Genomic DNA, 13311 nt, shown 5'->3' with positions numbered 1-13311 from the left:
TCCCATGTCGCATTTCCAGTACCAGAACGGCGCCCTGCACGCCGAACGTGTTTCCCTGTCCGCCATCGCCGCGCAGTTCGGCTCGCCGACCTATGTCTATTCCAAAGCCGCGCTGCTGGAAAACTTCGGCGCCTATGCCGACGCCTGCCAGGGCCGCGACGCGCTGGTGTGCTATGCGATGAAGGCGAACTCGAACCTGGCCATCCTCGACCTGCTGGCGCGCGCCGGCGCCGGCTTCGACATCGTCTCGGGTGGCGAACTGCTGCGCGTGATCGCGGCTGGCGGCGACCCGGGCAAGACCATCTTCTCGGGCGTCGGCAAGACCGTCGAGGAAATGCGGCTGGCGCTGGAAAAGAACATCCTGTGCTTCAACGTCGAATCGATCCCCGAGCTGCACCGCCTGAACGAGGTGGCCGGCAGCATGGGCAAGCGCGCGCCGGTGTCGCTGCGCGTGAACCCCAACGTGGACGCCAAGACCCACCCCTACATCGCCACCGGCCTGAAGGCCAACAAGTTCGGCGTCGCCTTCGACGACGCGCTGGAGACCTACCGCAGCGCCGCCGCGCTGCCGCACCTGGACGTGGTGGGCATCGACTGCCACATCGGCTCGCAGCTGCTGGACGATGCGCCGCTGCTCGAAGCGCTGGACAAGCTGATCGAGCTGATCGACACGCTGGCGGACGAAGGCATCCATCTGCACCACCTCGACATCGGCGGCGGCCTGGGCGTGAACTACGGCGCCGAGGGCGATCAGCCGCCGGTGCCGGTGGGCGACTACCTGGGCCGCCTGTTCGCCCGCATCGACGCCTGGCGCGCCGACAGGCACGGCGGGCAGCCGATCAAGGTGATCTTCGAGCCGGGCCGTTCGATCGTGGCCGACACCGGCGTGCTGCTGACCAGGATCGAATTCCTGAAGCCGGGCGTGGAAAAGAACTTCGCCATCGTCGACGCCGCCATGAACGACCTGATGCGTCCGACCCTGTACCAGGCCTGGATGGGCGTGCAGCCGGTGGTGCCGCGCGAAGGCGACAAGCTGACCTACGACGTGGTCGGCCCGGTGTGCGAATCGGGCGACTGGCTGGCGCGCGAGCGCGATCTCGCGGTCGCGCCGGGCGACCTGCTGGCCATCATGACGGCGGGCGCCTATGGCATGACGATGGCCTCGAATTACAACACGCGCGGCCGCGCGGCCGAAGTGATGGTCGATGGCGACCGCGTGCACCTGATTCGCCAGCGCGAGCATCCGGCCGATCTGTTCGCGCTCGAGTCGATGCTGAAATAAACGGTGTCGCGATTCGTAGGCTGGACGCGTGGGCGGGAGACCCGCCCACCCTACCTCCTTGTCACGCGCCAGTACACCCGCAATCCCAGCAGCAGCGCCACGATCAGCCCGAACACGATTGGCTGCTGGAAGTCGTTCTTCCCCGCCTTCATCCACCAGAAATGCAGGATGCCCAGCACCGCCACCACATAGACCAGCCGGTGCAGCCACTGCCAGCGCTTGCCGCCCAGGCGCCGGATCATGCCGTTGGTACTGGTCGCCGCCATCGGAACGAGCAGCACGAAGGCGATGAAGCCCACCGTGATGAAGGGCCGCTTCACGACATCCTTCAGCATCGCCGCGATGTCGAAGAAATGGTCGAACCAGAAGAAGCAGCTGAAGTGCAGCAGCGCGTAGAAAAAGGTAAACAGCCCCAGCATGCGCCGCAGCTTGACCACCCAGTTCCAGCCCGTGAGCCGGCGCAGCGGCGTCACCGCCAGCGTGATGCAGAGGAGATACAGGGTCCAGTCCCCGGTGCCGCGCGTGAGGAAGGCCAGCGGCTCGACCAGCGCGCCTTGCGCCACCAGCCAGGCCATGCGCAGGAAAGGCAGCAGCGCCATCAAGAACACGGCCGCCTTGATGCCGGCCAGCTGGCGCGGGGAAGGAGTCCAGGCCATCGTCAGAAAAACTTTTTCAGGTCCATGCCGCCGTACAGCGAAGCCACCTGTTCGTAGCCGTTGAACATCAGGGTCTTGCGCTTGGGCTTGAAAAAGCCGTCTTCGCCGATGCGGCGTTCGCTGGCCTGCGACCAGCGCGGGTGGTCCACGTTCGGGTTCACGTTCGAATAGAAGCCGTATTCGTTGGGCGCCGATTCGTTCCAGGCGGTGCGCGGCTGGCGACTCAGCAAACGGATGCGCACGATCGACTTGGCCGACTTGAAACCATACTTCCAGGGCACCACCAGGCGTACCGGCGCGCCGTTCTGGTTCGGCAGCACTTGTCCGTACATGCCCAGCCCCAGCAGCGTGAGCGGATGCATCGCCTCGTCCATGCGCAGGCCTTCCACATAGGGCCAGTCGAGCACGGGACTGCGCAGGCCGGGCATCTGCCGGTTGTCGGCCAGGGTGGTGAACTCCACGAACTTCGCATTGCCGGTCGGCTCGACCTGCTTCAGCAGATGCGACAGCGAGTAGCCGACCCAGGGAATCACCATCGACCAGCCCTCCACGCAGCGCAGGCGGTAGACACGCTCTTCGAGCGGCGCGAGCTTGAGGATGCGGTCGATGTCGAGCGTGACGGGCTTTTTCACCTCGCCTTCGATCGTCACCGTCCACGGCCGGGTGCGCAGCGTGTGCGCGTTGCGGGCCGGGTCGTCCTTGTCCAGGCCGAACTCGTAGAAGTTATTGTAGGACGTGGCGTCCTTGAACGAGGTCTGGGCTTCCTGCGTGGACAGGGCCGCGTTGCGGACCGCGGCCAGCTTCGTGCCCTGGGCGAACGCTTCGCGGTTGGCCATTTCCCAGATTCCCGATCCGACCGCGGCCGTGGCGGCGATGCGGGCGATGAACTGGCGCCGGCCTTCATAGACCTCGCGCGGTGTGATCTCGGAAGGATACGGGAGATCCATTCCATTCGGACTGCGTTTGAAAAGCATGCTTGACTCCGCTTCGAAGAGATATCAGGTTACACTAGCCGCCTTGGGCGCACGTTAGTACCGTCCGCCAATCGGCGAGGATGGCCCTGCCGCGCTGGACAAAAGCGTGTCAGGGGCCGCGTCCGGCTTACCCGGTGGGAAAAGCCAGGACAAAACGGATTGCGGGACCGTGCGACTGCAGCGTCGCCTTGCCACCATGCAAATTCAGGATGGCGTTGACGATGGACAGGCCCAGCCCCGTGGAGCCCTCGGCGTCGCTGCGCGCACTGTCGACGCGGTAGAAGCGGTCGAACAGGTGGTCCAGGTGCTCTTGTGGAATCGCCGCGCCCACATTGGCCACGCTCAGCTCCAGCATGCCGGCACGCGGCTCGGCATGCAGCGTGATGGTGCTGCCTTCATCGGCATGGCGCACCGCGTTCGAGACCAGGTTGGCCAGGGCCCGCCGCACCAGCGCCGGGTCGGCGGCGAAGCTGCCCGCGCCGCTGCACCGCAGGCGCAGGCCGCGCTCCTCCGCCATGCCTTCGTAGAAATCCGCCACCCGCTCCAGCTCGTCGAGCGCCACCAGCGGCTGGCGCGCCAGGACCACCTCGTCCTGGCCGGCGCGGGCAAGGAAGAGCATGCTCTCGATCATGCGCGCGAGACGCTCGAGTTCCTCGATGTTCGATGCCAGCAGGGCCTCGTATTCGTCACGGCTGCGGCCTTGCCCGAGTGCGACCTGGCTTTGCCCGATCATGTTCGTGATCGGCGTCCTGAACTCGTGCGCCAGGTCGGCCGAGAAGCCGGACAGGCGCGCATAGCCGTCCTGCAGCCGTTGCAGCATGGCGTTGAACGCGTCGATCAGCGGACGCAGCTCGGACGGCGCGCCGACGATGCCGAGGCGCTGCGCCAGCGTGCCCGGCTTGATGAGGGCCGCGTGCTCGGCGACCTCGCGCAGGGGACGCAGGCCATGGCGCAGCATCAGCGCCGCCAGCGCCGCGGCAAGCACGGCGCCGACCGCGCAAGCGGCCAGGATGCGCGCGCGGTAGCGCGCGAACATGGCGGTGCGCTCGGCATAGGCGCGCGCCACCACCACCGCTACCTGCGTCGTACCCAGGCGGGCACTGCCCGCTACCACCTGGCCGGGCGTGCCGTCCTGCGTGGTCCAGGCGGCGATGGCGTCGCGTCCCGGCGCCGGTCCGGCGTCCGGCGGCGTGGGGTAGCGCTCGCCACGCGGGTTGATATCGGCCAGCACCGCGCCCCCCGGCCCGACGATGCGCACCAGCGAGTTCTCCTGCCCGCTCATGGTGTCGCGGAAGAAGTCGGGTTGCGCAACAAGCAGCTCGGCCGCGCCCGGCCGGCCGAGCACGATCTGCACCTGGCGCAGCTTGCCCAGCAGCTGCAGGTCATCGCGGCGCGCGATCTCGGCCACGAAGGCGCGGTACAGGTAGATGCCCAGGCCCGCCGCAACGAAGGAAACGATCAGCATGAAGGCGAGCGTCACGCGCAGGGTCAGGGAATGGCGCCAGGAGGATGTCATGCCGGGTCCTGCGCTTCGCAGACATAGCCCATGCCGCGCCGCGTGTGGATCAGTTTCAGCGTGTACGGGTCGTCGATCTTGCGCCGCAGGCGGCGCACGGCGGCGTCGATGACGTTGGTGTCGCTGTCGAAATTCATGTCCCATACCTGGGATGCGATCAGGGCGCGCGACAGCACCTGGCCCTGGCGCCGCGCCAGCAGGTGCAGCAGCGCGAATTCCTGGGCCGTGAGCGCGATCGTCGCGCCGCCGCGCCGCACGCGGCGGCGCAGCACGTCGATCTCGAGGTCGGCGATCCGGATCAGTTCTTCCTCGCGCACCGGCCCGCGCCGCAACAGGGTGCGGATGCGCGCCACCAGTTCCACGAAAGCGAAAGGCTTGACCAGGTAGTCGTCGGCGCCGAGTTCCAGTCCGCGCACCCGGTCCTCGACTTCGTCGCGCGCCGTCAGGAACAGCACCGGGAGCTGTTCGGTATCGGGGTCGGCGCGCAGGGCGTCGAGCACCTGCCAGCCGTCCATGCGCGGCAGCATCACGTCCAGCACGACCAGCTCGATCTCGTCCTCGCGGACGATGGCCAGGCCGTCGCGGCCATTGCGCGCGAGGCGCACGGCAAAGCCCGACTCGGCCAGGCCGCGCTGCAGGTAATCGCCGGTTTTCGGCTCGTCTTCGATCACGAGGATGGTCATGGCGCTGGCAAGGGGAACAAAACCTCATTCTAGGCCGATGCCGCCGCTTCCGACATGACAGGATTGTCATCTGGCGGTCAGGCTGGCGTTGCCAGGCGCATGCCAGGATGGCGTCCATCCCACCACGAAGGAACACCATGTCCAAGCAGCTTGTCATCCTCCTCGCCGCGCTGGCCGCGGCACCGGCCGGCGCCGCACTGCCCCGGCATCCGGATCTCGACCTGGAAGCCGCCAACCGGCTGGCGGCGCGCGCGATCGCATCTTGCCGTGCAGAAGGCCGTGCGATCGCCGCCGCCGTGGTCGACCGTGGCGGCAACCTGGTCGCCCTGCAGCGCGACGACGGCGTCGGCCCGCACAACACCGAGGCCAGCCGGCGCAAGGCCTATACCGCGCTGTCGACGCGTAAGCCGACGCTGCAGCTGGCTCGCGATGCGCAGGCCGTCCCCGACACCCGCAACCTGGCGACCCTGCCCGAACTCCTGCTGCTCGGCGGGGGCGTACCGCTGCTGGTAGAGAAGCAGGTGGTCGGCGCCATCGGCGTGGCCGGTGGCGGCGGGCCGCTGAACGACCATGCCTGCGCGCAGCGCGCCATCGGCGCCGTGCCCGGGCTCGACCAACCCACCCCTTGAATTTTTTTGTCTTTACTTAGGAGAACACCATGCGAACCATCCGCCGACTCGCCCTTGCCAGCCTGCTGGGCTGCGCCAGCCTTGCGGCAGCCGCCGCGCCGAATCCGCTCAGCGTCCACGTGCTCGACCTGCAGAGCGGCCAGCCCAGCGCGGGTATCGAAGTCACGCTGGAACAGCGCGCGGGCAGCGAATGGCGCGAACTGGCGCGCGGCGTCACGAACGCGCAGGGCCGCATCCCGGCCCTGTATCCGGAAGATAAGCCGATGGCGGCGGCAAACTACCGCATCGTGTTCAAGACCGGAGAGCACTACGGGCGCAAGGGACAGGCCAGCTTCTTCCCGCAGATTCCGGTCGAGTTCACGGTGGATGCGCCGGCCCAGCACTACCACATTCCCCTGCTGCTGAGCCCTTACGGCTACTCGACCTACCGGGGCAACTAGGCTTACAGCTCGCCGTAGGAGTGCAGGCCCGACAGGAACATGTTCACGCCCAGGAAGGCGAAGGTCGTCACCAGGAGGCCCACCACCGACCACCAGGCCGCCACGCGCCCGCGCAGGCCCGACATCAGGCGCATGTGCAGCCATGCCGCGTAGTTGAGCCAGACGATCAGGGCCCAGGTTTCCTTCGGGTCCCAGGACCAGTAGCCGCCCCAGGCCTCGGCCGCCCACAGGGCGCCGAGGATGGTGGCGACGGTGAAGAAGGCGAAGCCGACCGAGATCGACTTGTACATCACGTCGTCCAGCACCGCCAGGGACGGCAGGCGGTCTTCCAGGATGCCGTGCGACTTGAGCAGGTAGGCGCAGCCGACCATCGCGGCCAGCGCGAAGGTGCCATAGCCGATGAAGTTGGCCGGCACGTGGATCTTCATCCACCAGCTCTGCAGGGCCGGCACCAGGGGCTGGATCTGGGCGGCGTCGCGCGAGACCGTGTACCACAGCAGGAAGGCGACGGCGGCCGCGATGACCAGCAGCACGAAGGGCCCCAGCTGGCGGGTACCGTAGCGGGCCTCGTAGTACAGGTAGAACATCGCGGTGATCAGGGAGAACAGGATGAACACTTCGTACAGGTTCGACACCGGGATGTGGCCCACGTCCGGTCCCAGCAGGTAGGACTCGAACCAGCGCACCATCATGCCGGTCCAGCCCAGCACCACGGCCGCCCAGCACAGCTTGCTGCCGACGGCACCGCCGAAGTTCGAACGGCTTACCAGCCCCAGCCAGTAGAACACGGTCGAGAACACGAACAGGGCGCTCATCCACAGGATGGCGGATTGGCTCGACAGCATGTACTTGAGGAAGAATTTCTGGTTGGCCGCATCGATGGCGCCGCCATACTGCGCGATCGCCCACAGCGCCAGCACGGCCACCAGCGGGATCAGCCAGCGCACCGGCTTCCAGTGCCAGCCCAGCAGGGCGAAGGTGGGCGCGCTCAGCACCAGGATCACCTGCTCGTAGATGTCCATGTGATGGGCGTAGCGGTTCAGCGCGAACAGCGCCGCGGCCAGCAGGGCCGCACCGTACAGCCAGTCGATCGCGTTCAGGCTGCGGAAAAAGCCCGGCTTCTGGACATACGCGCCCGGCTGCACGGTCTTGGATTGCGACAGTTCCATCTTGGTCTCCTTGCCGCGTTCAGGCCCGCTGCGGCAGTTTTGCTTTCAAATCCTCGAACTCGCGCTCGAAGTCGAGCGTCTTGCGCTGGGTGCTCATGGCCATCAGCGCATGCGCGCCGCCCTCCGCATTGCGCACCCAGACCCACATGCGCCGTTCACGAATATAAAACATTGCGAACACGCCCGCCACCAGCAGCAGGCAGCCGAAGTAGACGATGCCCTTGCCGGGGGAACGGGTCAGCTGCAGCACGGAAGCCTTGACCTCGGTGAACTCTTCCAGCTGCAGGTAGACCGGGGCGCCATAGAACACGCTGTCGGACAGGGCATTCGTGGCCAGCTGCAGGTAGCGGCCGTGGGCCTCGGTGGGCTCGACCGGCGGCTCGCCCGCGCGCGCGTTGGCGGCCTGCCACAGCTCCCACAGGGAGCCGTTGAGCATCTTCATGAAGATGGCGGCGGCCTTTTCCTGCTCGGCCGGCGGAATCTTTTCCAGGAATTGCGAGACGCCCACGAAGCCGCCCCGTCCGCCGCCCGCCCCTGCCCCTGCCCCTGCCCCTTCTCCGGCGAAGATGGCCAGGGTGCGCGCCGCCGATTCCTCCAGCTGGCCGCTGAGCTTGTCCTGTCCCGGCGCCAGCGCGCGCGCCGCATAGCGCCGCGCCGCGTCCTGGCGCAGGGCCGGGTCGGCCAGCGCCGCGCGCAGCCGCATCCAGGTGCGCACGCTGTAGGCGTCGTCGGCCGGGATGCGCAGGAAGCTGAAGTTTTCCGACGGGCTGGCGCGCACGCCGGCCAGGTACACCTGGGCGCCCTCGAGCGTGATCGGCTGCATGTAGTTCAGGAATTCGCGCGCCTGGCCGGTCTTGTCGCGCAGCTTGTACTGCACGCTCGGGCCGACATTCTTGAGGTCCTTGTTGTCGTGGTTCTTCGCGGCCGAGCCGGAAGCCTTGCCCAGGGTGGCCGCGAACTGCTGGTCGAAGGGCGTGTTTTTGGCCACCGCGCGCGCGTCCTGCCCGGCCGCCACGTTCTCGACGTTGAAGGGGCGGAAGCCCGACCATTCAACGGTCCAGGCCTCGCCATCCTGCTTCAGCTCGGTCGTGGAACCGACCGTGCCTTCGACCAGGAAATCCTTGCTGGCGCTGCCGCGCATCGGGAAGCCGGTGAGCTTGAGCTTGCTGCCGCCATCGTCAAAGCTCGACTGGTAGACGGCGATGCCCTTGTAGATCAGCGGATGGTTGACCTTGATGGTGGCCGGGAAGCGCTTGCCGTTCTCGGGATCGTGCACGATGACGTCGCTGGCGAACAGCTTGGGCATGCCGGTCGAGTAGAAATCGATGTGGAATTTCTTCAGCTCGATGGAAAACGGCAGTTCCTGCACCAGGACGCCCGACGCTTGCGGCAGCAGCGCGGTATGGCTGGTCTGGCCTTCGGCGATCAGGGTATTGCCGCGGAAGCTGGGGTTCGAGACGCTCAGGCGGTGCTGGGCCGGAATATCGGCAATCACGCCGCTGCCACCGAACGGCGTCTTGCCCAAGAACCACTGCTGGAACTTGACGGGCAGTTCCGAATCGAGCATGCCGCCCAGCAGGATCACGATGATGGCCGTGTGGGCGAAGATATAGCCGAACTTGTTGCCGGCGCCCTTTTTTGCCGCCACCAGGATGCCCCGCTCCTTCTCGACCAGCTTCACGGCATAGCCGGCATGGCGCAGGCGTTCGGCGGTCTGGCCGGCGAGCGCGGCCTGATCCAGCGGCGCCTGCCATTCGAGCTTGTGGTGGAAGTTGCGCAGCGACTCTTCGCGCACGTGTTCGCGCCAGCTGCGCATGTCGCGCAGCATCTTCGGCGCGTTGCGCACCACGCACAGGGCGGTGGACACGATCAGGACGACCAGGATCAGCAGGAACCACCAGCTGGCATACACGCTGTACAGGCCGAGTTTGGCGAAGATCTCGAACCAGAAGGGACCGAACTGGTTCACGTAGTTCGGCATCGGCTCGTTCTGCTTGAGCACCGTGCCGATGACCGAGGCGATCGCCACGATGGTGAGCAGGCTGATGGCGAAGCGCATCGAGGATACCAGCTCGACCGCTTCGGCGAGCCAGCGGCGGCGGGTATTCAGTTCAATTCCGGTGGTACTCATTCGTTACAGCTTTCGTGAAGCGCCAGCAAATCATCGAGCATACCGCAATGTAGGGCGGGCGGTCTTCCCGCCCACGCGTTCAAACCTCGGCGATGCTGCCTGTGCGGCTGTTCCTCTTCTGGCTGAACGCGTGGGCGGCACAGCCGCCCACCCTACGAACAACGAGACGTCGCGAATTGCTTCGCCGCGCTGCTTATTTCAAGCCCGCGATATAGTCGGACACCGCCTTCATCTCTTCCGCCGACATGCGCTGCGCCAGCGTGGTCATCTGGATGCTGTTCTTGCGCGCGCCGTTCTTGAACGCGTCCAGCTGGGCATAGGTGTAGTCCTGGTGCTGGCCCGACAGGCGCGGGTACTGGGCCGGGATGCCATTGGCGGTGGCGCCGTGGCAGCTGGCGCAGGCGGCGACGCCCTTCTCGGCGATGCCACCGCGATAGATCTTGCGGCCCAGTTCCACGGTGTCCTTGCTCTTGGCGGCGCCCGGCTTGGCCTTCTGGGTCGAGAGGTAGGCGGCGATATCGCGCTTCTCGGCCTCGGTGAGCATCTTGGCGTAGGTGCTCATCACCGGGTTCTGGCGGTTCGGCGTGGTGAAGTCGACCAGCTGCTTGTGGGTATAGGCGTCGATCTGGCCGGCCAGCTTCGGATTGGCGACGATGGTCGAGTTGCCGGCGGCGCCGTGGCAGGACATGCAGGCGGGCAGGCCGCGCGCGGCATCGCCCGAATCGTACAGGGTTCCGCCCTTGGCCGGGTCGGCCTTGGCAACGGCGGTGTGCGGTGCATCGGCCGCGGACACGCTACCGCACAGGGCCAGGCTTGCAACCAACAAGGACTTCAAAAGCGGAAACGTCAAACGATTCATTCAAGCACCCTGAAAAAGTCAAAAACAGATTTTGGAATTTACAGTGAAACAGTGCAGCAGTCTTCTTGGCGCTCCCCCGGGGCGGAGCATGGATCAACCCCTTATTGTACAATAGCTTTGTTTCCTTATCGCCATTTCGTTGTCATTTCAGCCTGCTTCCAGGCCTCCTCTTATGTCCAAATTATGGCAAGCCCGGTTCTTCACGACCGTTAATCAGTTGCGCGACCTGCCGGGCACCCAGGTTCCCGAAATCGCCTTCGCCGGGCGCTCGAACGCGGGCAAATCCACGGCGATCAATATTCTCACCAACCAGAAGGGCCTGGCCTTCGCGTCCAAGACGCCGGGCCGCACCCAGCACATCAATTACTTCTCGATCGGCGGCGCCCACGTGGGCCAGCACCGCAAGGACCCGACCATCGTCGACGAGATCCGGGCGCTGCTGGTCGACCTGCCGGGCTATGGCTATGCCGAAGTGTCCGGCACGGCCAAGCTGCACTGGCAGAAACTGCTGGGCGACTACGTCCAGCGCCGCGAACAGCTGGCCGCGCTGGTCCTGATCATGGATGCGCGCCGCCCGTTCACCGACCTCGACGTGCAGATGCTCGAATGGTTCGCCCCCACGGGCAAGCCGATCCACTGCATTCTCACCAAGGCCGACAAGCTCAACCAGAACGAAAAGACCAATGTCCTGCGCCAGGCGCAGAAGATCCTCGACAGCTACGTCGACGAGGAAGGCGAGGGTTTTCCGTTCACGGTGCAGCTGTTCTCGGCGCTCAAGCGCATCGGCATCGAGGAGGCGGACGCCAAGATCCTTGAACTGCTCGGCCTGGACCGGGACGCCGACGAAGCGCAAGCGCCGGATGACAGCGCCCAGGATCATCCGGATTCGCAATAATCCTCAAGTGCGGTATTGTTTTTCTTGATAAGAGACGCCATGACCATCATCACCCCCGCCAGCTACCCGGCCGCGCGCATGCGCCGCATGCGCCGCGACCCTTTCTCGCGCGCCCTGATGCGCGAGAACGTCGTTACCGCCTCGGACCTGATCTACCCGGTGTTCATCCTCGACGGCCAGAACCAGCGCCAGCAGGTGGCCTCGATGCCGGGCGTGGAGCGCCTCTCGGTCGACCTGCTCTTGACGGTCGCCGAGGAATGCGTGGCGCTCGGCATCCCAATGCTGGCGCTGTTCCCGGTGGTCGATGCCGCCCTCAAGACCTATGACGGGGTGGAGGCGACCAACCCGGAGGGCCTGGTGCCGCGCGCCGTGCGCGAACTGAAGCGCCACTTCCCGGAACTGGGCATCATGACCGACGTGGCGCTCGACCCCTACACGACTCACGGCCAGGATGGCTTGCCGGACGAGAGCGGCTATATCGTCAACGAGAAGACCATCGAGATGCTGGTCAGGCAGTCGCTGGCCCAGGCCGCGGCCGGCGTGGACGTGGTGGCGCCCTCGGACATGATGGACGGCAGGATCGGCGCGATCCGCAACGCGCTCGAAGAGCAGGGCCATATCCACACCCGCATCATGGCCTACTCGGCCAAGTATGCATCGAGCTTCTACGGCCCCTTCCGCGACGCGGTCGGTTCCAGCGCCAACCTGGGCAAGGCGGACAAGAACACCTACCAGATGGATCCCGCCAACAGCGACGAGGCCCTGCGCGAAGTGGCGCTCGACCTGGCCGAAGGCGCCGACATGGTGATGGTCAAGCCGGGCATGCCCTACCTGGACGTGGTGCGCCGCGTGAAGGACGAGTTCAAGGTGCCGACCTTTGCTTACCAGGTCAGCGGCGAATACGCGATGCTCAAGGCCGCCGCCCAGAATGGCTGGCTGGACCATGACAAGGTCATGATGGAAGCGATGATGGCCTTCAAGCGCGCCGGGGCGGACGGGGTGCTGACCTATTTCGCGCTGGACGTGGCGCGCAAGCTCAAGGCCCAGGGCTGACAGGCCCTGGGCGGCACGCTACGCCTGCAGGACGGCCAACATGCGAAAACGGCGCAAAGGCGCCGTTTTTCTTGGCCCGGGCCTTAACGCCACTGTTGCGGCGGCTTGTATTCCGGGAACATTTCCTTGAACAGGAAAGTCATCAGGGCATCGGTATCTTCCACGCGGGCACTGAGCTTCACGATCCGGCCCAGCCGGTGCGAATCCCACTCGAAGTCGCCCTTCTTCTCGCGGCGGATCAGTTCGATCATCTTCTTGACCACGGCGATTTCGACATCCGCTTCGCTGCCCTGCTCCACCGTCACCTGGGTCAGCCAGCGCCGCTGGAAGTTCGGGTTCCAGCCGCGGAACTTCAGGTCCATGCTGTGGAAGGTCTTGTTCGACACCGAGAACACCCCGCCGGTCTCGTTGCGGTCTTCGCGGCCGCGGCCATTGATGGCGGCAACGTTGGCCAGCGCATTGCGCATGCCCTTGGCCGATTCGCTTTCCTCGGAGGAGGATTCGCTGCCACTGGCCGCACCGCGCTGGCGGCGGCGCGCTTCGATGAATTCCCGCATGTCGACCGGGCGCGATTCGTCGAACTTCTGCGGCGGCCGGGTTTCCTTCACCGGCTGTTCCGGCGGCGTGGTGATGGTGTCGGGCAGGCGCGCGATCTCGATGCGCTCCTGGAGCGGAACCGGGACGGGCGGCAGTGGCAGCGGCTTGGGCGCCTGCTCGCGCGGCGCTTCCGTGGTTTTCTGCTTCATCGGCGACACGTACACGACCTTGCCATCGTCGCCCGAGGCCGGTTTCGCCTGCTTCGCATCCTTGTCGGGATGGAACAACCAGATCAGCACCAGTAATACGTGCAGCAGGATCGTGCCGGCCAGCGCCGGGCGGTTCGGTCCCTGGCGGCCGTACGCGAGCACGCTGCGCTCCGCCTGGGGCAGCGGCTGCCCGCAGTGCGCGCACACGTCGCTGTGCTCGTCGTAGGTATGGGAATGGTCACGCAAGGTCGAACGGGTCCTGGATCGGCGTCTATCAA

13 protein-coding genes are annotated in these 13311 nt (G+C 66.0%); 5 read left to right on the top strand and 8 right to left on the bottom strand.

What is annotated here, in order from left to right; genetic code table 11:
- The first annotated feature begins 4 nt into the window (after window positions 1-4).
- Window positions 5-1282, top strand: a complete 1278-nt coding sequence (gene lysA, locus LE190_RS09205; RefSeq protein WP_225238405.1) for a diaminopimelate decarboxylase — start codon at window positions 5-7, stop codon at window positions 1280-1282.
- Between the two features lie 50 nt (window positions 1283-1332).
- Here the strand turns inward: lysA and msrQ are convergent, their stop codons facing one another.
- The 4 genes from msrQ to LE190_RS09185 form a co-directional block, all read right to left on the bottom strand.
- A complete protein-coding gene (gene msrQ / locus LE190_RS09200) occupies window positions 1333-1938 on the bottom strand; it encodes a protein-methionine-sulfoxide reductase heme-binding subunit MsrQ (protein WP_225238404.1) in 606 nt (201 codons plus the stop codon).
- 2 nt (window positions 1939-1940) lie between these two features.
- Window positions 1941-2912, bottom strand: a complete 972-nt coding sequence (gene msrP / locus LE190_RS09195; RefSeq protein ID WP_224946805.1) for a protein-methionine-sulfoxide reductase catalytic subunit MsrP — start codon at window positions 2910-2912, stop codon at window positions 1941-1943.
- 127 nt (window positions 2913-3039) lie between these two features.
- Window positions 3040-4428 (bottom strand): heavy metal sensor histidine kinase, encoded by a 1389-nt coding sequence (locus LE190_RS09190; protein WP_225238403.1) that lies wholly within the window; start codon window positions 4426-4428, stop codon window positions 3040-3042.
- Window positions 4425-5111: a heavy metal response regulator transcription factor gene (locus tag LE190_RS09185; RefSeq protein WP_225238402.1), complete on the bottom strand. Its 687-nt coding sequence runs from the start codon at window positions 5109-5111 to the stop codon at window positions 4425-4427. Before LE190_RS09185 ends, LE190_RS09190 begins: the two co-directional genes overlap by 4 nt.
- Window positions 5112-5248: 137 nt before the next feature.
- Between LE190_RS09185 and LE190_RS09180 the strand changes: the two genes are divergently transcribed.
- Together LE190_RS09180 and uraH are read left to right on the top strand one after the other, a co-directional pair.
- A complete protein-coding gene (locus tag LE190_RS09180; RefSeq protein WP_225238401.1) occupies window positions 5249-5740 on the top strand; it encodes a GlcG/HbpS family heme-binding protein in 492 nt (163 codons plus the stop codon).
- Window positions 5741-5769: 29 nt separating this feature from the next.
- A complete protein-coding gene (uraH, locus tag LE190_RS09175; protein ID WP_225238400.1) occupies window positions 5770-6180 on the top strand; it encodes a hydroxyisourate hydrolase in 411 nt (136 codons plus the stop codon).
- A 2-nt stretch (window positions 6181-6182) separates the two neighbouring features.
- Here uraH and ccsB read toward each other — a convergent pair whose 3' ends face one another.
- From ccsB to LE190_RS09160, 3 genes are all read right to left on the bottom strand, one after another.
- Complete coding sequence (gene ccsB, locus LE190_RS09170) at window positions 6183-7349, bottom strand: c-type cytochrome biogenesis protein CcsB (RefSeq protein WP_225238399.1); 1167 nt, start codon at window positions 7347-7349, stop codon at window positions 6183-6185.
- A gap of 19 nt (window positions 7350-7368) precedes the next feature.
- Entirely contained in the window at window positions 7369-9480 is a 2112-nt protein-coding gene (locus tag LE190_RS09165) for a cytochrome c biogenesis protein ResB (RefSeq protein WP_225238398.1), read from the bottom strand.
- 193 nt (window positions 9481-9673) lie between these two features.
- Window positions 9674-10339, bottom strand: a complete 666-nt coding sequence (locus tag LE190_RS09160) for a c-type cytochrome (RefSeq protein ID WP_224946798.1) — start codon at window positions 10337-10339, stop codon at window positions 9674-9676.
- Window positions 10340-10511: 172 nt separating this feature from the next.
- Here LE190_RS09160 and yihA point away from each other — a divergent pair, with 172 nt between their 5' ends.
- Both yihA and hemB read left to right on the top strand, forming a co-directional pair.
- Complete coding sequence (gene yihA, locus LE190_RS09155; RefSeq protein ID WP_225238397.1) at window positions 10512-11234, top strand: ribosome biogenesis GTP-binding protein YihA/YsxC; 723 nt, start codon at window positions 10512-10514, stop codon at window positions 11232-11234.
- Window positions 11235-11273: 39 nt separating this feature from the next.
- Complete coding sequence (gene hemB / locus LE190_RS09150) at window positions 11274-12287, top strand: porphobilinogen synthase (RefSeq protein ID WP_225238396.1); 1014 nt, start codon at window positions 11274-11276, stop codon at window positions 12285-12287.
- Window positions 12288-12370: 83 nt separating this feature from the next.
- On the opposite strand, the gene LE190_RS09145 is transcribed toward hemB, so the two are convergent.
- Complete coding sequence (locus tag LE190_RS09145) at window positions 12371-13279, bottom strand: hypothetical protein (RefSeq protein ID WP_225238395.1); 909 nt, start codon at window positions 13277-13279, stop codon at window positions 12371-12373.
- Window positions 13280-13311: the final 32 nt, after the last annotated feature.

The organism is Massilia hydrophila, assembly GCF_020208145.1.
Lineage (GTDB): Bacteria > Pseudomonadota > Gammaproteobacteria > Burkholderiales > Burkholderiaceae_D > Telluria > Telluria hydrophila.
This window is presented reverse-complemented; position numbering and strand designations above follow the sequence as displayed.

What these genes read in the sequence shown, in the direction of transcription:
- LE190_RS09185 (WP_225238402.1), bottom strand. Translation starts at nt 5,111, where the DNA reads ATGACCATCCTCGTGATCGAAGACGAGCCGAAAACCGGCGATTACCTG.
- yihA (WP_225238397.1), top strand. Translation starts at nt 10,512, where the DNA reads ATGTCCAAATTATGGCAAGCCCGGTTCTTCACGACCGTTAATCAGTTG.
- ccsB (WP_225238399.1), bottom strand. Translation starts at nt 7,349, where the DNA reads ATGGAACTGTCGCAATCCAAGACCGTGCAGCCGGGCGCGTATGTCCAG.
- LE190_RS09160 (WP_224946798.1), bottom strand. Translation starts at nt 10,339, where the DNA reads ATGAATCGTTTGACGTTTCCGCTTTTGAAGTCCTTGTTGGTTGCAAGC.
- msrQ (WP_225238404.1), bottom strand. Translation starts at nt 1,938, where the DNA reads ATGGCCTGGACTCCTTCCCCGCGCCAGCTGGCCGGCATCAAGGCGGCC.
- hemB (WP_225238396.1), top strand. Translation starts at nt 11,274, where the DNA reads ATGACCATCATCACCCCCGCCAGCTACCCGGCCGCGCGCATGCGCCGC.
- lysA (WP_225238405.1), top strand. Translation starts at nt 5, where the DNA reads ATGTCGCATTTCCAGTACCAGAACGGCGCCCTGCACGCCGAACGTGTT.
- uraH (WP_225238400.1), top strand. Translation starts at nt 5,770, where the DNA reads ATGCGAACCATCCGCCGACTCGCCCTTGCCAGCCTGCTGGGCTGCGCC.
- LE190_RS09165 (WP_225238398.1), bottom strand. Translation starts at nt 9,480, where the DNA reads ATGAGTACCACCGGAATTGAACTGAATACCCGCCGCCGCTGGCTCGCC.
- LE190_RS09180 (WP_225238401.1), top strand. Translation starts at nt 5,249, where the DNA reads ATGTCCAAGCAGCTTGTCATCCTCCTCGCCGCGCTGGCCGCGGCACCG.
- msrP (WP_224946805.1), bottom strand. Translation starts at nt 2,912, where the DNA reads ATGCTTTTCAAACGCAGTCCGAATGGAATGGATCTCCCGTATCCTTCC.
- LE190_RS09190 (WP_225238403.1), bottom strand. Translation starts at nt 4,428, where the DNA reads ATGACATCCTCCTGGCGCCATTCCCTGACCCTGCGCGTGACGCTCGCC.